The organism is Streptomyces sp. NPDC045701 (assembly GCF_056432045.1).
Map to the genome: position 1 here is coordinate 1 of NZ_JBWKJV010000016.1, position 19,396 is coordinate 19,396.

General features: G+C 71.4%; 15 protein-coding genes and 1 rRNA gene. 9 read left to right on the forward strand and 7 right to left on the reverse strand.

All coding sequences use genetic code 11. The annotated features are described in order from the left end of the window. A 5S ribosomal RNA gene (rrf, locus tag AC07DW_RS18515) occupies positions 1-89 on the forward strand; the annotation flags it as partial. 108 nt (positions 90-197) lie between these two features. Here the strand turns inward: rrf and AC07DW_RS18520 are convergent. From AC07DW_RS18520 to AC07DW_RS18540, 5 genes are read right to left on the reverse strand one after another with little or no spacing between them, the layout of a single operon-like run. Beyond that, positions 198-1,508, reverse strand: a complete 1,311-nt coding sequence (locus tag AC07DW_RS18520; RefSeq protein ID WP_478858717.1) for a DUF58 domain-containing protein — start codon at positions 1,506-1,508, stop codon at positions 198-200. A 12-nt stretch (positions 1,509-1,520) separates the two neighbouring features. Further along, positions 1,521-2,504 (reverse strand): AAA family ATPase, encoded by a 984-nt coding sequence (locus AC07DW_RS18525; protein WP_478858718.1) that lies wholly within the window; start codon positions 2,502-2,504, stop codon positions 1,521-1,523. Continuing rightward, positions 2,501-3,706 (reverse strand): DUF4350 domain-containing protein, encoded by a 1,206-nt coding sequence (locus AC07DW_RS18530; protein ID WP_478858719.1) that lies wholly within the window; start codon positions 3,704-3,706, stop codon positions 2,501-2,503. Before AC07DW_RS18530 ends, AC07DW_RS18525 begins: the two co-directional genes overlap by 4 nt. Continuing rightward, entirely contained in the window at positions 3,703-4,392 is a 690-nt protein-coding gene (locus tag AC07DW_RS18535; protein ID WP_478858720.1) for a DUF4129 domain-containing protein, read from the reverse strand. The genes AC07DW_RS18530 and AC07DW_RS18535 overlap by 4 nt, the downstream gene beginning before the upstream one ends. 4 nt (positions 4,393-4,396) lie before the next feature. Further along, the gene (locus tag AC07DW_RS18540) at positions 4,397-5,620 is read right to left on the reverse strand and encodes a DUF7847 domain-containing protein (protein WP_478858721.1); all 1,224 of its coding nucleotides are present in this window, start codon (positions 5,618-5,620) and stop codon (positions 4,397-4,399) included. Between the two features lie 182 nt (positions 5,621-5,802). On the opposite strand from AC07DW_RS18540, the gene mtnA reads away from it, so the two are divergent. The 7 genes from mtnA to AC07DW_RS18575 all read left to right on the forward strand — a co-directional run bounded on the left by mtnA (position 5,803) and on the right by AC07DW_RS18575 (position 14,285). Beyond that, positions 5,803-6,960, forward strand: coding sequence for an S-methyl-5-thioribose-1-phosphate isomerase (mtnA, locus tag AC07DW_RS18545; protein WP_478858722.1), 1,158 nt, complete (start codon positions 5,803-5,805; stop codon positions 6,958-6,960). Between the two features lie 4 nt (positions 6,961-6,964). Next, entirely contained in the window at positions 6,965-7,654 is a 690-nt protein-coding gene (gene mtrA, locus AC07DW_RS18550; protein WP_478858723.1) for a two-component system response regulator MtrA, read from the forward strand. A 1-nt stretch (position 7,655) separates the two neighbouring features. Then, entirely contained in the window at positions 7,656-9,662 is a 2,007-nt protein-coding gene (gene mtrB / locus AC07DW_RS18555) for an MtrAB system histidine kinase MtrB (RefSeq protein ID WP_478858724.1), read from the forward strand. After that, a complete protein-coding gene (locus AC07DW_RS18560) occupies positions 9,652-11,511 on the forward strand; it encodes an LpqB family beta-propeller domain-containing protein (protein ID WP_478858725.1) in 1,860 nt (619 codons plus the stop codon). Before mtrB ends, AC07DW_RS18560 begins: the two co-directional genes overlap by 11 nt. Positions 11,512-11,598: 87 nt before the next feature. After that, a complete protein-coding gene (locus tag AC07DW_RS18565; RefSeq protein WP_478858726.1) occupies positions 11,599-12,315 on the forward strand; it encodes a ComF family protein in 717 nt (238 codons plus the stop codon). A gap of 330 nt (positions 12,316-12,645) precedes the next feature. After that, the gene (hpf, locus tag AC07DW_RS18570) at positions 12,646-13,332 is read left to right on the forward strand and encodes a ribosome hibernation-promoting factor, HPF/YfiA family (RefSeq protein ID WP_478858727.1); all 687 of its coding nucleotides are present in this window, start codon (positions 12,646-12,648) and stop codon (positions 13,330-13,332) included. 191 nt (positions 13,333-13,523) lie between these two features. Beyond that, the gene (locus tag AC07DW_RS18575; protein WP_478858728.1) at positions 13,524-14,285 is read left to right on the forward strand and encodes a response regulator; all 762 of its coding nucleotides are present in this window, start codon (positions 13,524-13,526) and stop codon (positions 14,283-14,285) included. A 3-nt stretch (positions 14,286-14,288) separates the two neighbouring features. Here the strand turns inward: AC07DW_RS18575 and AC07DW_RS18580 are convergent, their stop codons facing one another. Together AC07DW_RS18580 and AC07DW_RS18585 are read right to left on the reverse strand one after the other, a co-directional pair. Further along, positions 14,289-15,545, reverse strand: a complete 1,257-nt coding sequence (locus AC07DW_RS18580; protein ID WP_478858729.1) for a winged helix-turn-helix domain-containing protein — start codon at positions 15,543-15,545, stop codon at positions 14,289-14,291. Positions 15,546-15,575: 30 nt separating this feature from the next. Next, positions 15,576-16,157 carry a GNAT family N-acetyltransferase gene (locus AC07DW_RS18585; protein ID WP_478858730.1) on the reverse strand — a complete coding sequence of 194 codons (582 nt, stop codon included), beginning with the start codon at positions 16,155-16,157 and terminating at the stop codon, positions 15,576-15,578. A gap of 253 nt (positions 16,158-16,410) precedes the next feature. Between AC07DW_RS18585 and secA the strand changes: the two genes are divergently transcribed. Continuing rightward, the gene (gene secA / locus AC07DW_RS18590; protein ID WP_478858731.1) at positions 16,411-19,233 is read left to right on the forward strand and encodes a preprotein translocase subunit SecA; all 2,823 of its coding nucleotides are present in this window, start codon (positions 16,411-16,413) and stop codon (positions 19,231-19,233) included. Positions 19,234-19,396 lie beyond the last annotated feature (163 nt).

Here is a 19,396-nt window from a genome sequence, read left to right on the forward strand (position 1 = left end):
CCGGTTACATTCCGAACCCGGAAGCTAAGCCTTTCAGCGCCGATGGTACTGCAGGGGGGACCCTGTGGGAGAGTAGGACGCCGCCGAACAAGTTTATGGGAGAGCCCCGCACCTTTTGGTGCGGGGCTTTTCCGCGTTTCCGGGCGGTGTGAGCCGGTCCGGCCTTTTGGGTCGGCCGGCTCATGCCGCGTCGCGTGTCAGAGGCGACCCGCTGCCTTCAGGGCCAGATAGGCGTCGGCCAGGGCCGGTGCGAGATTGTCCGGAGTGGCGTCCACAACGGTGACACCGTGACGTTGGAGCTGTTCTGCGGTGTGACGGCGCTGGGCTTGGGTCTGGGTGCCCGCAGCGGCTTCATAGACGGCTACGGCGGTGCCGCGTGCCTTCGTCATCGCTTCCGTGTACGGGTCGGAGACGGAGGCCACCAGAACCGTATGGCGCTGGGTGAGCCGTGGCAGCACCGCAAGCAGGCTCTCTTCGGTGGGGGCGGCTTCCAGGGTTGTGAGGAGCACGATCAGCGAGCGCCGGGGAGCGGTGGCGAGGACTGCCGAGCTGAGGCCGCGCGCGTCGGTTTCCACGAGTTCGGGTTCGAGCGGAGCCAGGGCGTTGACGACGGCCGGGAGGAGATCGTTCGCGGAGCGGCCCTGGACGCGGGCGCGGACGCGGCGGTCGTAGGCGAGGAGATCGACGCGGTCACCCGCCCGGGAGGCGAGCGCGGTGAGCAGCAGTGCGGCGTCCATGGAGGCGTCGAGACGGGGGACGTCGCCGACCCGGCCGGCGGACGTGCGGCCGGTGTCGAGGACGACGAGGATGTGCCGGTCGCGTTCAGGACGCCAGGTGCGGACGGCGACCGTGGTGTGCCGGGCGGTGGCGCGCCAGTCGATGGAGCGGGTGTCGTCGCCGGGGACGTACTCGCGGAGGCTGTCGAACTCCGTGCCCTGGCCGCGCATGAGAACGCTGGTGCGGCCGTCGAGTTCCCGGAGACGGGCCAGCTTGGACGGCAGGTGCTTGCGGCTGATGAAGGGCGGCAGCACACGGATCGTCCAGGGGACCTGATGAGTGCCCTGGCGGGCGGCGAGGCCGAGTGGGCCGTAGGAGCGGACGGTGATCCGCGCCGCCTGCCGGTCCCCGCGGCGAGTGGGCCGGAGGACGGTGGTGACGCGGCGTCGCTCGCCGGCCGGGATCGTCAAGGCGTGCCGTGACGCTGCCTGCTCGCTGCCGGGCAGCCAGTTGCTGGGCGGCCAGGCATCACGGAGATGCGCGCGCAGACGTCGGCGCGACGGGTTCGCGACCGCGAGGTGGACCTCGGCGCTGTCACCCAGTCGAACGCTTGTGTCACCACTTCGGGTGAACCGGAGCGTGCGCACTGGCGCCGCGAGGGCGTAGTCGCACAGAATTGCGAGTGAGAGGGGCGCGTTGACGGCGAGCATCCCCGTCCAACTGGGGGCGAAGATGCCGACGGGCAGGGCGCCGACGGCGGCGAGGAGCGCGCTTCGTCCGGTGAGGGCCATGGGTTCACGGCCTCATCGGGGGACGGGGACGTGGGCGAGGATCGCGGTGATGACGGAGTCAGGGGTGACTCCTTCCATCTCTGCCTCGGGGCGCAGGTGGATGCGGTGGCGAAGGGTCGGCAGGGCCAGGGCTTTGACGTCGTCGGGGATGACGTAGTCGCGGCCGGTGAGCCAGGCCCAGGCGCGGGCGGTGGAGAGAAGTGCGGTGGCGCCTCGGGGGGAGACACCGAGGCTGAGTGAGGGGGATTCACGGGTGGCACGGCAGATATCGACGACGTAACCGGCGATGTCGATGGAGACGGCGGTCGCCGCGACGGCGGCGCGGGCGGCTTCCAGGTCGGAGGGGCCGGCGACGGGGCGCACTCCGGCGGCCTCGAGGTCCCGTGGGTTGAACCCTGCGGCATGGCGGGTCAGGACGCCGATCTCGTCCTGCCGTGAGGGCAAAGGCACCGTCAGCTTGAGCAGGAATCGGTCCAGTTGGGCCTCGGGCAGGGGATAGGTGCCCTCGTATTCGACGGGGTTCTGAGTGGCGGCGACGAGGAAGGGCTCGGGAAGCGGACGGGGCGTGCCATCGACCGTGACCTGGCGTTCCTCCATCGCTTCCAGAAGCGCCGACTGCGTCTTGGGGGGTGTGCGGTTGATCTCGTCGGCCAGCAGCAGATTGGTGAAGACCGGACCGGGCTGAAAAGAGAATGCGGCGGACCGGGCGTCGTAGACAAGGGAACCGGTGATGTCGCTCGGCATCAGGTCGGGGGTGAACTGGACACGCTTGGTGTCCAGGTCGAGAGAAGCGGCGAGCGCACGCACGAGCAGTGTCTTGGCGACACCGGGCACGCCTTCGAGGAGGACGTGGCCTCGGCAGAGCAGCGCGACGACGAGCCCGGTGACAGCGGGATCCTGCCCGACCACGGCCTTCGCGATCTCGGTGCGCAGGGCCTCCAGGGAGGAGCGGGCGCCGTCCGAGTTCTGAGCGGTCTCGGGGGTCGGGGCACTCATGAGGTGCGTACCTCTCTTTCGAGGGCGTCGAGTTGGTCTGCGAGAAGAGTGAGCGCGGCGTCGTCGGCGGGGGCCTGGCCGAAGAGGAGGTCGCTGAAGTCCCCGTCCCGGGCCGCGAGCCGTGCCGATACGGCAGGCAGCAGGGCGTCGGGGGAATGGGCTTCCGTGGGTGGGACGCCCAGGAGGGGCGCGAGCCGGCTGCGGGTCGCCGTGCGGAGGACGGCGGCGGCGCGGTCGCGGGCGTTGGCGCGGTGGTAGAGGCGGGCGCGGCCTTCGGTGGTTTCGGAGGCGCGGATGGTGACGGGGAGGTCTTCGGTGACGAGGGGCCCGAGGCGGCGGGCGCGCCAGATGGCGGCGAGCACTGCGGCGAGGGCGAGCTGGAGAGTGCCCCACAGCCAGCCGGCCGGGATCAGTTCGAGGAAGCCGCGCTCGGTGGCGTCCTCTCGGTCGCCACCGTCACCGCTGCCGGCTGTGGCGGAGGGATCGTCGAGGGAGGGGAGGTACCAGACGAGATGAGGCCGGGAGCCGAGGAGTTGGAGTGCCAGCGAGGCGTTGCCCCGCTTGTCGAGGCGCTCGTTGTAGAGGATGTCGGGCGAGCCGAGGAGGACGGTGTCGCTTCCGGCGGGGCCGTTGATCCGCAGGAGGGCGGCCAGGTCGTCACTGGGGTAGCAGGCGTCGCTGCCGGGGAGCTCGGTCGTGTAGCGCTCGCCGCCGAGGTCGACGTCGCCGGCCCGGTCCGCGGCGGGCAGGGAGCACCGGGGGGACAGTGCGGAGACGGGGGCGGAAGTCCCTGTGCGCACTCCCGGCGCCAGGGTGCCGGTGGAGGCCGCACCGGCGGAGATCAGCACGGTGCGGCCGCTCGCGGTGTTCATGTCGCTGCGCAGGATGTCTTGCTGGTGGCCCGTCAGCAGGTCGGGGGTGGTGACGAGGAGCGTGGTGTCGGGGCCGGACGCCGCGGTGGCCTCGCCGAGGGTGGTGACCACTCGGGTGGTGACACCGCGGTGCTTCAGAAGTTCGGCGACGGCGCGGCTGCCCTGAGGGTCGGCGGAGCGGGGGTCGAGGTGGCCGTGCTTGGCATCGGAGCGCATGAGGGCCATGACGATGCCGGCGGCGACGAGCACGGCCAGGGCGAGCAGCGGCCCTCGCACCCGGGTCCAGACCTGGTGGGCGGTGGGGGATGTGGAGGTGGGGGTGGAGGTCATCCGGCCGCTCCCCGGGGGGCGTCGCTCAGGTCGGGCCTGACGCGTTCGAGCGCGGTGTCCACGTCCCTGAGGCGCTGGTACGCGTGCCGGTCGGCGGTGCGGCCGCCGTACGTGACGTCGTCGAACGCGCGGGCGGCGGAGCGGAGCTCGTCCGCGTGGGCGAGCAGGGCGCGGCCGGCTTCGGCTGCGGCTTCGTCCGCGGTGCGGCCGGGGCGCGGTTCGAGAACGGTGCGTTCTTCCAGGGAGCGCACGAGAGCGCGCATCCGTTCCTGGACGGCCTCGTTCCAGCGGCCGGCCGTGGCGTGGTCCTCGGCGGCGGCGCGGTGGTCGGCGGCGCTGCGGACGCGCTGGTCGAAGAGGGAGTCGGAGGCGGGGAGACCTCGCTGGGGGGTGCCGAGACGCCACCACATCGCACCCACGACGGCCAGGACGACGAGGGCGATCGCCACGAGCCCGAGTACGCCTCCCGGGGTGGCTGCCGAGGCGGAGTCGAGGAGCCTACCGACCCAATCCCAGAAGGCGTCGAGCGCGCGCTGGAGCAGGTTCGGGTCGTTCTCGTGGTACGCGGGGTCGGACAGCTCCCGCTCCGCCGCCTCACGGGCGGGGACGCGGGGGGTGTCCAGCGGTACGTCGTCGCCGGCGCGGACCGTCGGCCGCCCCGTGGTCAGGCCCCCCGTGTTCGGCACCGCATCAGCTCCTGGAGGCCGTGTCGCCGGGCGAGGAGGAGTCGTATCCGGGTACGCCGGCGGCGCGGGCCAGTTCGAGGTCGAGGGCCTCCCGCCGGATGCGCTGGTCGACGTAGAGGAGGACCGAGACACCCGAGGAGATCGGGTAGGTGATCGAGGCGGCGATGATCGCGCCGATTCCAGTGATGATCAGGAAGGCCCAGCCGAACTCCGGGGCCGTACCGGTGAGCAGGCCGCCGAGCCCCTCGCCGTCCACCGCGAACGCGATGATGGTGAAGGGGACCGCGATGATCATCGAGATGATGAACATCAGCAGCATGGTGAGGGTCAGGATGCCGAAGATCCGCCACCAGGCGCCCTGGACGAGCTTGGCGGAGCGCTTCAGGGAGGCGAACACGCCCTGCCGCTCCAGCATCAGTGCCGAGTAGGAGAGGCTGAACCGGACGAGGAGCCAGACGATCACGACGAGGGCGGCGACTCCGCCGAGGGCGGTCAGCAGGACACCCGCCGGCGAGCCGTCGAGGAGCAGGCCCGGGAGCAGACCGACCGCCATGACGGCGGCGCTCAGCACCGGCAGCAGGAGGGTCAGGCCGAGAAGCTGGGGGAGCCTGGGGCGGGCCTCGCGCCAGGCGTCGGCGAGGGATACCGGGCGGCCCAGCACGGCGCGGCTGATCACGACGGTCAGCAGGGCGGTCGTGACGAACGTGCCGATGAGGGTGACGAGTGTCGTCGGGCCCAGGGAGATGAGACTCGTCTTGAGGGACGCCACCGACTGTTGCAGGGCCTCTTCCGGGGTCGGGTCCGCGCTGAGTCGCGGGGGTGCCGGCACGAGGTAGCGCTGGAAGAGGATGTCGCCGATCTGGGTGATCACCGAGACGGTGAGCGTGATGCCCAGGACGGTCCGCCAATGGGCGCGCAAGGTGGAGACCGCCCCGTCGAGGATCTCCCCGACGCCGAGGGGACGCAGCGGGATGACCCCGGGCTTGGCCGCGGGCGGCCGGCCCCAGCCGCCCTCGTGCCGGTTGCCGTTCCCTCTGGGTGCCGGGGTGGTCGGTGGGACGGGGCCGGGTGCGGTCGGCGGGGACCACTGGGCGGCCGGCGGCTGGTTCGCCGACCACTTGGCGGGCGCACCGGCGGCGTCGGTGGGCTCCGCGGGGCGCGGGACGTCGGCGCCCTGGCCGTCGGAGGGCGAGGATCCGGGCGAGGCCCAGCCCGGAGTGTCGTTCACGGTCGTCCACCTCGTGCGTTCGTCGCGGTGCCGACTCGTCGAGCGGGCTCGGTCATGGTGCCGGGCCGCTCGGTGGGGCGGCGGGTTGGCAGCCATGGTGCCACGCGCCATCGGTGGCCGGGTCTGGGGCCGGATCTCCTGGGCACCTTCATTGTCCGTGGTTCAGCGGGCAGACTGGGCGGATGGCTGATCAGTACGCACAAACTCCCGTCGGCTCCGAGTCGTCCATGCTGCCCTCCCTTCGCTGGGAGGAGCCGCCGGAAGGGCCCGTGGTGGTACTTCTCGACCAGACGCGGTTGCCGGCAGAGGAGGTCGAGCTGGTCTGTACGGATGTGCCGGCGCTGGTCCGGGCGATCCAGACGCTCGCCGTGCGCGGGGCGCCGCTGCTGGGCATCGCCGGTGCCTACGGTGTGGCGCTGGCCGCCGTGCGGGGCTACGACGTGGACGAAGCGGCCGGGACGCTGGCGGGTGCGCGGCCCACCGCGGTGAACCTGGCGTACGGGGTGCGGCGGGCGGCGGGCGCGTACCGGGCAGCGCTGGAGAAGGGCGAGGGCAGGGAAGGGGCGGCCCGGGCGGCGCTGGCGGAGGCCAGGTCCCTGCACCGGGAGGACGCCGAGGCCAGTGCGCTGATGGCGGGGCACGGGCTGGCGCTGCTGGACGAGCTGCTGCCCGGCGGTGGCCACCGGATACTGACCCACTGCAACACCGGGGCGCTGGTCTCGGGCGGTGAGGGGACCGCGTTCGCCGTGGCGCTGGAGGCGCACCGGGTGGGCAGGCTCCGCCGGCTGTGGGTGGACGAGACGCGGCCGCTGTTGCAAGGGGCGCGGCTGACGGCGTACGAGGCGGCCCGCAACGGTATGCCGTACACGCTGCTCACGGACAACGCGGCGGGTTCGCTGTTCGCGGCCGGGGAGGTGGACGCGGTACTGATCGGGGCGGACCGGATCGCGGCCGACGGTTCGGTGGCGAACAAGATCGGCAGCTACCCGCTCGCGGTGCTGGCCAGGTACCACCACGTGCCGTTCGTCGTGGTGGCGCCCACCACGACGATCGATCCGCGGACGCCGGACGGGGCGTCCATCGAGGTGGAGCAGCGGGCCGGGCAGGAGGTGACGGAGCTCACGGCGGCGCCGCAGGTGGTGGCCTCCGGGATGGGTCCGGGGGCCGGCGGCGGGCTGCCGGTGGCGCCGCTGGGGACCCAGGCGTACAACCCCGCGTTCGATGTCACGCCCCCGGAACTGGTGACGGCGCTCGTCACCGAACTGGGGGTGGTCTCCCCGGTCACCGGGGCGGGAATTGCCGAGCTGTGTGCCAGGTCACGCCAGGTAACGATTAGCTAATGGGATGATGTCGATTATGAAGGGACGCGTCCTAGTCGTCGACGACGACACCGCACTGGCCGAGATGCTCGGGATTGTGCTGCGTGGTGAGGGTTTCGAGCCGTCGTTCGTTGCGGACGGCGACAAGGCGCTTGCCGCTTTCCGGGAGGCCAAGCCGGACCTGGTGCTGCTGGACCTCATGCTGCCCGGCAGGGACGGCATCGAGGTGTGCCGGCTCATCCGTGCCGAGTCCGGTGTGCCGATCGTGATGCTCACCGCCAAGAGCGACACCGTCGATGTGGTGGTCGGGCTGGAGTCCGGCGCCGACGACTACATCGTCAAGCCGTTCAAGCCCAAGGAGCTGGTCGCCCGTATCCGGGCCCGGCTCCGGAGGTCGGAGGAGCCCGCGCCCGAGCAGCTGACCATCGGTGACCTGGTCATCGACGTGGCCGGTCACTCGGTGAAGCGGGACGGTCAGTCGATCGCCCTCACCCCGCTGGAGTTCGACCTGCTGGTCGCGCTGGCCCGCAAGCCGTGGCAGGTGTTCACCCGTGAGGTGCTGCTGGAGCAGGTGTGGGGTTACCGCCACGCCGCGGACACGCGGCTGGTGAACGTCCATGTGCAGCGGCTTCGCTCCAAGGTCGAGAGGGACCCGGAGCGGCCGGAGATCGTCGTCACCGTGCGTGGCGTCGGCTACAAGGCCGGACCGAGCTGACATGTCCCGCGGCAGTGCTGCTCCGAAGCCCGGGAACCCGGGAGTCCGTGCGGGGCGGGCTGCCGGGCCGGGCCGTCAGTCGTGGCGGCCGGGCCGTCTGCTCCAGGACGGTGCGCCGGGTGGACCGGTGTTCCGGCTCCTGGCGCGCTGGGTGCGCCGGCCGGTGCTGCCGGCGTTGCGGTTGTGGCGGCGGAACATCCAGTTGCGGGTGGTCGCCGGCACGCTGCTGATGTCGCTCGGAGTGGTGCTGCTGCTCGGGTTCGTCGTGATCGGGCAGATGCGCAACGGTCTGCTGGACGCCAAGGAGCGGGCCGCCCAGAGCCAGGCGTCGGGCGGTTTCTCGGCGGCCCAGGGGCAGGCCGACGAGCAGCCGGGGCCGGGCGGGCCGGACGGCGGGACGGCGCGGGCGTCGCTGAACTGGCGGTCCGACCTGGTCGTACAACTGGCGAGTGGTGGCCAGGGTGCGTTCAACGTGGTGGCGCTCAGCTCCGACACGGAGGGCGCGGCGCCCAGCCGGGGCGCGCGGGCCTCCGGCGGTGTCGAGCCGGCGCGGAGCATCCCGGACCAGCTGCGGGAGTCGGTCGCGCAGGGGCCGGGGGCGTTCCAGACGTACACCCGGATCAACTACTCGGACGGCAAGCCGTCCGAGGCCGGACTGGTGATCGGCAAGCGTCTCAATGACATCGACGGCAACTCCTACGAGCTGTACTACCTCTTCCCGCTGACGCAGGAGGAGGACTCCCTCGCCCTGGTGAAGACGACCCTCGCGACGGCCGGGCTGTTCGTGGTGGTGCTGCTGGGCGCGATCGCCTGGCTGGTGGTGCGACAGGTCGTCACCCCGGTGCGGATGGCCGCCGGGATCGCCGAGCGGTTGTCGGCGGGCCGGCTCCAGGAGCGGATGAAGGTCACCGGCGAGGACGACATCGCGCGTCTTGGTGAGGCCTTCAACAAGATGGCGCAGAACCTCCAGCTCAAGATCCAGCAGCTGGAGGAGCTGTCGCGGATGCAGCGGCGGTTCGTCTCGGACGTCTCGCACGAGCTGCGTACGCCGCTGACCACGGTACGGATGGCGGCCGACGTCATCTATGAGGCGCGGGAGGACTTCGACCCCGTGACGGCGCGGTCCGCGGAGCTGCTCGGGGACCAGCTGGACCGGTTCGAGTCGCTGCTGGCGGACCTGCTGGAGATCAGCCGCTTCGACGCGGGAGCGGCGGCGCTGGAGGCGGAGCCGATAGACCTGCGGGAGGTCGTCCGCCGGGTGATCGGCGGGGCCGAGCCGCTGGCCGAGCGCAAGGGCGGCCGGATCCTCGTGGTGGGCGACGAGCAGCCCGTTGTGGCGGAGGCCGACGCGCGGCGCGTCGAGCGGGTGCTGCGGAACCTGGTGGTCAACGCGGTGGAGCACGGCGAGGGCCGGGACGTGGTGGTGCGGATGGCCGCCGCGGGCGGCGCGGTGGCCGTCGCGGTGCGGGACTACGGGGTCGGTCTGAAGCCGGGCGAGGCGACGCGGGTGTTCAACCGGTTCTGGCGGGCGGACCCGGCGCGGGCACGTACCACCGGTGGTACGGGGCTGGGGCTGTCGATCGCCGTGGAGGACGCGCGGCTGCACGGCGGGTGGCTGCAGGCGTGGGGCGAGCCGGGAGGCGGTTCGCAGTTCCGGCTGACGCTGCCGCGCACGGCGGACGAGCCGTTGCGGGGGTCGCCGATACCGCTGGAGCCGGAGGACTCGCGGCGCAACCGGGAGCGGGCGACCGCCGAGGAGGCGTCGCAGGGCGCCGGGCGGCTGCCGACGGTGCCCGGCCAGGCGGGGAGCTCGGCGCGCGCGGGGCTGCCCGTCCCGCCGCGTACGGCGCTGCCGCCGCGCCAGGCCACGCAGGTGGCCGCCGATCCGACGGCGCTGCCCGGCAGCGGTTCGCGGGTGGTGTCGCGCGGGGCCGGTGAGCGGGCGGGCGAGGACGACTCGTCCACGACGCAGGACGTGAAGCGGGAGGGGACGAGTCGTGGGCGCTGAGCGTCGTCACGGCCGGGGGCGCACGGTGCGGGCAGCGGTGCTGCTCGCCTGCGGGGTGCTGCTGGCCGGTTGCGGGTCGATGCCCGACTCGGGGGACGTCTCCCAGGTGAAGGCGTCCAACCCGGGGGATTCGCAGGTGCGGGTGTATCCGGTGACGCCGCGGGAGAACGCGGAGCCGGACGAGATCGTCAACGGGTTCCTGGAGGCGATGACCGGTGACGACCCGGGCTTCGCCACGGCCCGGACGTACCTGACCAAGAAGGCGGCCCGGGAGTGGAAGCCCGAGGAGGGCACCACGGTGCTGATGGCCGCGCCGGTCAGCCGGCCGGAGCGGAGCGGCATCCGGGAGGCGGAGGACCGCCGCGTCTACTCCCTGCACGGCGACAAGATGGCGACGGTGGACGGCCGCCACGCCTACCGGCCGGTGCGGACGACCACGTACTCCGGGGCGATCCAGCTGGTGCGGGTGCCCGGCCCGGACGGCAAGGGCAAGGAGTGGCGCATCGACAACCTGCCGCAGGGACTGCTGCTCGGGGAGTCGGACTTCCAGCGCAATTACCGGGCGGTCAACAAGTACTACTTCGCGTCCGGTCGGCACTGGGTCGTGGCCGACCCGGTGTACATCCGGCAGCGGCAGGACCCGGTGACACGGATGGACCCGGTGGCGCAGACCGTGAAGGCTCTGCTCGAGGGGCCGACGAACTGGCTGGAGCCGGCGGTGGATTCCAGCTTCCCCACCGGTGTGGCGCTGAAGGACGGCGTCACGTCGCTGACGCCCGACGACCAGAACAAGCTGAAGGTGCCCCTCAATGAAAAGGCCGACAATATAGGTTTCGGCACGTGCCGGCGGATGGCTGCCCAATTGCTGTTCACGCTGGGCGATTTGGCGTCCACCAGGGTGGAGCAGGTCGAGTTGCAGAGTGAGGACGGCGGCACGCTGTGCTTGATGGGGGAGAGCCAGAAGGAGAACTACCGGCCTGATCCGTCGGGCGGTCTCCGGGCGGCGAACTCGTATTTCATCGACGCCTCCGGCCGGTTGTCGAAGCTGGAATCCGGCGCGGAGAACGTGGGCAAGCCGTCGCCCGTGCCCGGACCGTTCGGGAACGGGTCGGTGAAGGCGTCGAAGGTCGCGGTCGACCGCGACGAGCGGCGGGCGGCCGTGGTGTCGGACGACGACCAGCTCCTGCGGGTGGCCTCCGTGGTCTCCGACGGGGCGGGGGAGCTCCCGCCGCCGGTGGTGCGCAGCAGGGGCGTGAATCCGGCCGACCGGCTCTCCGCCCCCAGCTGGGACGGCCGCGGGGGCCTGTGGGTCGCCGACCGGGACCCGGCGAACCCCCGGCTGCTGTTCCTCCCCGACGGCTCAGAGGAGCCCGTGCAGGTGGCGGCTCCCTGGCTCGCCGACGGGATGCGGATCGAGGCGCTGCGGGTGTCCGAGGACGGGGTGCGCATGGCGCTGCTGCTCAAGGAGGGTGACCGGACGACGCTGCACATCGGGCGGGTCGAGCGGCGGGGGACCGGCGCGAAGCAGACGGTGCAGGTCGTGGACCCGCAGGCGATCGCCCCCCGGATGGAGTCGGTGACCTCGGTGTCCTGGGCGGGGCAGAGCCGGCTGGTGGTGCTGGGCAAGCTGGCCGGCGGGGTGCAGCAGGTGCGCTACATCCAGACGGACGGCTCGACGTCCGCCGCCGCCATTCCCGGGCTGAACCAGGTGAAGGTGGTCGCGGCGTCGAACAACGAGCGGGCACCCCTGGTCGCGGCCTCGGCCGACGACGGCATCGTGCGGCTGTACGCGGGCGCGAACTGGCAGCCGATGGTCGAGAAGGGAACCTTCCCGGTCTACCCCGGCTGACACCTCGCCGCGGCGCCCGCGTCGGCGGGCCGGGGCGGGTTGTCCACAGGGGTGGAGGGCCGGCCCGGGTACTTGGGACAGTGGGCCATGCGCTGGTGGTGGCGGGAGATGGCCGGGTTGGTGCTGCCGGTGGCCTGCGGGGGCTGCGGCCGGCCGCGTACGCCGCTGTGCGACGCGTGCGGGAAGGCGCTGGGCGAGGCCGGGCGGCGGGTGCGGCCGGTGCCCGAGCCGGCCGGGCTGCCGCTGGTGTGCGCCGCGGCGCCTTACGCGGACGCCGTGCGGGCGGTGCTGCTCGGGCACAAGGAGCGCGGGGCGCTGGGGCTCGCCCGACCGCTCGGGGTCGCGCTGGCCGGGGCCGTGAGGGCCTCTGTGGCGGCATCTGGCGGCTCGGGGGGCCTGCCGCTGCTCCTGGTGCCGGTGCCCTCAGCGCGACGCGCGGTACGGGCGCGTGGGCACGACGCCACGCGGCGGGTCGCCCGGGCGGCGGCGGGCGAGCTGCGGCTGAGGGGGACGGCGGCGCGGGTGCTGCCGGTGCTGCGGCAGCGGCGCGCGGTGGCCGGGCTGAACGCGCGGGAGCGGCTGGAGAACCTCACGGGCGCGCTGGAGGTGGTAGCCGGCGGCGATCGCCTGCTGGCGGGCGGCAGGCCCGTCCTCGTCGACGATCTCATGACCACCGGGGCCTCGCTGGTCGAGGCGGCGAGGGTGCTGCGTGCCGGTTCCGAGCCGCGAATCGGGGGACCCGTACCGGTGAGCGCCGCGGTGGTCGCGGCCCCTCCGCTCTCCTTCGAAATAAACCGGAACTGACGGGGAACGCGCAACGTTGAACGTACTGAGGAAGCGAAAACACCTGATCGGAGGTTCGTGCGGACAGCGGGTGCCGACATCCGCTCCAGCGAGCTATGTTCGGGTGTGAGGAATGGCGAAAGCCGCGCTTCACCGAATGCACTGCCGTGTTTCCGGCCGGATTCGGGGCATGGTCAGGACATCGAGGTGGTGGGGTGGGGATCTTGCCGACGGGGGAGGAGGAGGTCGAGTCGCCTAGTCCGAGGCTCCGGTAGTCACCGGGGTCTAGTGCAAAAGGGAGATGCTCGCCGGCCGGTGGGCCGGTGAAGCGATCCGGGAACGGAGTTCTGCGTGGACATCGTCGTCAAAGGCCGCAAAACCGAGGTGCCCGAGCGGTTCCGCAAGCACGTGGCCGAGAAGCTGAAGCTGGAGAAAATCCAGAAGCTCGACGCCAAGGTGATCAGCCTCGACGTCGAGGTGTCCAAGGAACACAACCCGCGGCAGGCGGACCGGTCCGACCGTGTGGAAATCACCCTCCACTCCCGGGGACCGGTGATCCGGGCGGAGGCGGCGGCGGGCGACCCCTACGCGGCCCTTGACCTCGCGACGGGCAAGCTCGAAGCCCGACTGCGCAAGCAGCACGACAAGCGCCACACCCGCCGTGGCAATGGCCGGCTCTCGGCGGCCGAGGTCGCCGACGCCGTCCCCGGCGTGGCCCACCTGAACGGCAACGGCTCCGTGGCGGTGGAGGAGCACGACTCCATCCCGACCACACGGATGGGCCCGCTCGAAGTACGGGGCGAAGGCCCCCTCGTGGTGCGCGAGAAGACCCACACGGCCGCGCCCATGTCCCTCGACCAGGCTCTCTACGAGATGGAGCTGGTCGGGCACGACTTCTACCTGTTCGTCGACTCCGAGACGAAGCAGCCCAGCGTCGTCTACCGGCGGCACGCCTACGACTACGGCGTCATCCACCTGGAGAGCGACCCGCTCGCCGGGTCCGAGGCAGGCGGTGCGGGGGGCGCGCTCGGCGGTTGATGACTGCTGAAGCACCCCGGTGGTGCCCCTGGAGCGCCGTGTGCGCCCCCAGGGGCACCACCGTGCGACCAGAGGATCACCCCTTCACCGGCCGGGCATGAAATCATGACGGGGCACGCCAACCGCTGCTCCGAAGGCCGGGGTTGGCGTACCGCTGAGGAACGTCAGGCAGGCCTGCAGGGGGAGGAACGATGGCGGACAGCTTCGGCCCGGTGCACCACCCGGGCGGCTCCGGCGTCCCGGTGGGCGGAGCGGGGTTCGGGAGCGGTACCGGCGGCGACGCGTCGCGCAAGGAACCCATCAGGGTCCTGGTGGTGGACGACCACGCGCTCTTCCGCAGGGGCCTGGAGATCGTTCTCGCCCAGGAGGAGGACATCCAGGTGGTCGGCGAGGCGGGCGACGGCGCGGAAGCCGTCGACAAGGCCGCCGACCTGTTGCCCGACATCGTGCTGATGGATGTCCGGATGCCCAAGCGCGGCGGTATCGAGGCCTGTACCTCCATCAAGGAGGTGGCCCCCAGCGCCAAGATCATCATGCTGACGATCAGCGACGAGGAGGCGGACCTCTACGACGCGATCAAGGCGGGCGCGACCGGCTACCTCCTCAAGGAGATCTCCACCGACGAGGTGGCCACCGCCATCCGGGCGGTCGCCGACGGGCAGTCCCAGATCAGCCCCTCCATGGCGTCGAAGCTGCTCACCGAGTTCAAGTCGATGATCCAGCGCACCGACGAGCGACGGCTCGTCCCGGCGCCCCGGCTGACCGACCGGGAACTGGAGGTCCTCAAGCTGGTCGCCACCGGAATGAACAACCGGGACATCGCCAAGGAGCTCTTCATCTCCGAGAACACGGTGAAGAACCACGTCCGCAACATCCTGGAGAAGCTCCAGCTGCACTCCAGGATGGAAGCGGTCGTCTACGCGATGCGGGAGAAGATCCTCGAGATCAGGTGAGGCTCAGGTGAGGCGGGCCAGGGCGGACGACAGCACGGGCCCGAGCTCGGGACGATCGACGCGCTCGATCCGTACCGAATCGCAGCCCACCCAGTCGGCGGCCTCGCGCAGCGCCTGCGCCATGGCGTCGACGGCCTTCGGCGACACCAGCGACACCTGCTTGGCCACCAGGGTGCTGCCCTCGCGGGCCGGATCCACCCGGCCCATCAGCCTGCCGCCGGCGAGCAGCGGCATGGCGAAGTAGCCGTGTATCCGCTTCTGCTTGGGCACGTACGCCTCCAGGCGGTGCGTGAAGCCGAAGATCCGTTCCGTCCGCGCGCGCTCCCAGATCAGCGAGTCGAACGGCGACAGCAGCGTCGTGCGGTGGCGGCCGCGCGGCACACTCGCCAGGGCCTCCGGATCCGCCCAGGCCGGCTTGTCCCAGCCCTGCACACGCACCGGCACCAGCCCGGAATCGGCGACCACGACGTCGAACTGCTCGCCCTTGAGGCGGTGGTAGTCGGCGATGTCCGCCCGCGTGCCCACCCCCAGCGCCTGCCCCGCCAGCCGCACCAGCCTCCGCAGGCACTCCGTGTCGTCCAGCTCGTCGTGCAGCAGGTCTGCCGGGATCGCGCGCTCGGCCAGGTCGTACACCCGCTTCCAGCCGCGCCGGTCGGTGCACACCACCTCGCCGTTCATCAGCGCCCGTTCGACGGCGACCTTCGACTCGGACCAGTCCCACCACTCCCCGCCGTTCTTGGCGCCGCCCAGCTCCGTCGCCGTCAGCGGACCCTCGGCGCGCAGCTGCTTGATCACCGCGTCATAGGACCCGTCCGCCAGGTCGTGGTACCACTGCGGGCGGGAGCGGTAGGCGCGGCGGCGGAAGGCGAAGTGCGGCCACTCCTCGACGGGCAGGACGCACGCCGCGTGCGACCAGTACTCGAAGGCGTGGGGTCGTGCCGGAGACGTGCCACCCGTGGAAGAGGAAGCCTCCGTGGACGGGGACGCGCCCGTGGAGGCGGTCGTCCAGTACGCGGCCTCCACGGCCGCGCGGCCCACGGCGCCCAGCCGGGCGTACGGGATCAGCTCGTGGGAGCGGGCGAGCACCGAGATCGTGTCCAGCTGGACGGCGCCGAGCCGGCGCAGGACGCCGCGCACCCCCGCGCGGCGGTCGGGCGCGCCGAGGAAGCCCTGGGCCCGCAGGGCGATACGACGTGCCTCGTCGGCGGAGAGCTCGGCGGTGGGAAGCGGCAGGGGCGTCGTGGTCCGCACGGTCGTCATGCTCGGCACGATAGACGGCGCCACTGACAGTCAGGCCGGGTCCGGCCGGGCCGGCAGGTAGGGCAGCCGGGACGCCAGCCCCAGGTCGGACGGGAGCAGGGCGCCGATCCAGCAGTCGCGGACCGTCCCCCGGTGCTCCATGCCCGCGCGCAGGACGCCCTCCACGGTGAAGCCGGCCTTCTCGGCGACCGCGCGGGAGGCCGGGTTGCCGACCTGGGCGCGCCACTCCAGCCGGGAGCACCCGAGGTCGGCGAAGGCCCAGCGGGCCACGGCGACCACCGCCTCGGCGGCGTACCCGTGGCCCCGGTGCCCGGCGACCGTGTAGTAGCCGACCTCCCAGCAGCCCGAGCGCGGGTGGTGGATGCCGAGGGAGGCCAGCAGGGGGCCGCCCTCCCGGGGGCGTACGGCGAAGGCGTACTCCGTGTCGTCCCGCCAGCCCTCCGGGACCTGGCGGCCGACGAAGTCCTCCGCGTGCTGCCGCAGGTACGGGGTGGGGACCGGTATCCAGCGCTGGATCGCGGGGTCCTGGCAGGCGGCGAGCACCTCGTCGGTGTCGGCCGGCGTGAAGGGGGTCAGACGCAGGCGCTCGGTGGTGAGGGTGACGGGCTCCATGTCCGGATTCTGCTGCGGTGGGCGGGGGCGGGGCGAACACTTTTCGGGTTCAGCGGCACCTTCGGCGCGTCCCGCGCGTTCTTCTTGCGGGCGGCATGTCGGCGCGGCAGTCGGACCAGGTGAGCGCGGACCTCCCGGCGCGGTGGCGTCCTCGCTTACGATGGCCGTTGCGGTGGGGCCCACCTGCCGTGCCCGTGCCAGTGTCCATGACAAGACCTAGTGCCAGGCCCGACCGGCAAGGAGACCAACCTCAGTGTCCGTCTTCAACAAGCTCATGCGTGCAGGCGAAGGCAAGATCCTGCGCAAACTGCACCGCATCGCGGACCAGGTCAACTCCATCGAAGAGGACTTCGTCAACCTCTCCGACGCCGAGTTGCGGGCGCTCACCGAGGAGTACAAGCAGCGGTACGCCGACGGTGAGAGCCTCGACGACCTGATGCCCGAAGCGTTCGCGACGGTCCGCGAGGCCGCCAAGCGCGTGCTCGGCCAGCGCCACTACGACGTCCAGCTGATGGGTGGCGCCGCGCTGCACCTCGGTTACGTCGCCGAGATGAAGACCGGTGAGGGCAAGACCCTCGTCGGTACGCTCCCGGCCTACCTCAACGCGCTGTCCGGCAAGGGCGTGCACATGATCACCGTCAACGACTACCTGGCGGAACGCGACTCGGACATGATGGGCCGGGTCCACAGGTTCCTGGGGCTCGAGGTCGGCTGCATCCTCTCCAACATGTCGCCGGCGCAGCGCCGTGAGCAGTACAACTGCGACATCACGTACGGCACGAACAACGAGTTCGGCTTCGACTACCTCCGCGACAACATGGCGTGGTCCAAGGACGAGCTCGTCCAGCGCGGCCACAACTTCGCCTGTGTCGACGAGGTCGACTCCATCCTGGTCGACGAGGCCCGTACGCCGCTGATCATCTCCGGTCCGGCCGACCAGGCCACCAAGTGGTACGGCGACTTCGCCAAGCTGGTCACCCGCCTCACGAAGGGCGAGCCCGGAAACCCCCTCAAGGGCATCGAGGAGACCGGCGACTACGAGGTCGACGAGAAGAAGCGCACCGTCGCCATCCACGAGTCCGGCGTCGCCAAGGTCGAGGACTGGCTGGGCATCGACAACCTCTACGAGTCGGTGAACACGCCCCTCGTCGGGTACCTGAACAACGCCATCAAGGCCAAGGAACTGTTCAAGAAGGACAAGGACTACGTCGTCATCGACGGCGAAGTCATGATCGTCGACGAGCACACCGGCCGTATCCTCGCCGGGCGCCGCTACAACGAGGGCATGCACCAGGCGATCGAGGCGAAGGAAGGGGTGGACATCAAGGACGAGAACCAGACCCTCGCCACGATCACCCTCCAGAACTTCTTCCGCCTCTACGACAAGCTGTCCGGCATGACCGGTACGGCCATGACCGAGGCCGCCGAGTTCCACCAGATCTACAAGCTGGGCGTCGTCCCGATCCCGACGAACCGGCCGATGGTCCGCAAGGACCAGTCGGACCTGATCTACCGCACCGAGGTGGCGAAGTTCGCCGCGGTCGTCGACGACATCGAGGAGAAGCACAAGAAGGGCCAGCCGATCCTCGTCGGTACGACGTCGGTCGAGAAGTCCGAGTACCTCTCGCAGCAGCTGTCCAAGCGCGGCATCCAGCACGAGGTGCTCAACGCCAAGCAGCACGACCGTGAGGCGTCGATCGTCGCCCAGGCCGGCCGCAAGGGTGCCGTCACCGTCGCCACCAACATGGCGGGCCGCGGTACCGACATCAAGCTCGGCGGCAACCCGGACGACCTCGCCGAGGCCGAGCTGCGTCAGCGCGGCCTCGACCCGGTCGAGCACCAGGAGGAGTGGGTCGCCGCGCTGCCCGCCGCCCTGGAGAAGGCCGAACTGGCCGTCAAGGCCGAGTCGGAGGAGGTCAAGGAGCTCGGCGGGCTGTACGTCCTCGGCACGGAGCGCCACGAGTCGCGGCGTATCGACAACCAGCTGCGCGGTCGTTCCGGCCGTCAGGGCGACCCCGGCGAGTCCCGCTTCTACCTGTCGCTCGGCGACGACCTGATGCGGCTGTTCAAGGCGCAGATGGTCGAGCGCGTCATGTCGATGGCCAACGTCCCCGACGACGTGCCGATCGAGAACAAGATGGTCACGCGGGCGATCGCGTCCGCCCAGTCGCAGGTGGAGCAGCAGAACTTCGAGACGCGCAAGAACGTCCTGAAGTACGACGAGGTGCTCAACCGGCAGCGCGAGGTCATCTACGGCGAGCGCCGCCGCGTCCTGGAGGGCGAGGACCTGCACGAGCAGATCCGTCACTTCATGGACGACACGATCGACGCCTACATCGAGGCCGAGACCGTCGAGGGCTTCGCCGAGGAGTGGGACCTGGAGCGGCTGTGGAGCGCGTTCAAGCAGCTCTACCCGTGCAAGGTCACCATCGAGGAGCTCGAGGAGGCGGCCGGCGACCGGGCCGGTATCACCGCCGAGTTCATCGCGGAGTCCGTCAAGGAGGACATCCACGAGCAGTACGACGCGCGCGAGAAGCAGCTCGGCTCCGACATCATGCGGGAGCTGGAGCGGCGCGTGGTGCTCTCGGTGCTGGACCGCAAGTGGCGTGAGCACCTCTACGAGATGGACTATCTCCAGGAGGGCATCGGCCTGCGCGCGATGGCGCAGAAGGACCCGCTGGTCGAGTACCAGCGCGAGGGCTTCGACATGTTCACCGCCATGATGGAGGGCATCAAGGAGGAGTCCGTCGGCTACCTGTTCAACCTGGAGGTCCAGGTCGAGCAGCAGGTCGAGGAGGTCCCGGTGCAGGACGCGGCCGCCAGGCCGTCCCTCGCCAAGGAGGACGCCGTTCCGGCGCAGGCGGGTGCCGCGCGTCCGGAGATCCGGGCCAAGGGCCTGGACGCGCCGCAGCGTCCGGACCGGCTGCACTTCTCCGCGCCCACCGTGGACGGCGAGGGCGGTGTCATCGAGGGCGACTTCGAGAACGGTGACGGGTCGTCCCGGTCCGAGGCGGACGGGATGACGCGCGCGGAGCGCCGCAAGGCCCAGAAGGGCGGGCGTCGCCGCAAGAAGTGACCCCCTCGCCGCGGGCGGGGGTGGTGCCGGGGGGGGGGGGGGGGGGGGGGGGGGGGGGGGGGGGGGGGGGGGGTGTTGTGTTGTTTGTTTGTGTGGTTGCGTGTCGTGTTAGGTGGCGGGGCGTTGAGCTCGTTTTGGCTCTTGTGGCTCTGTCTGCTTCCGC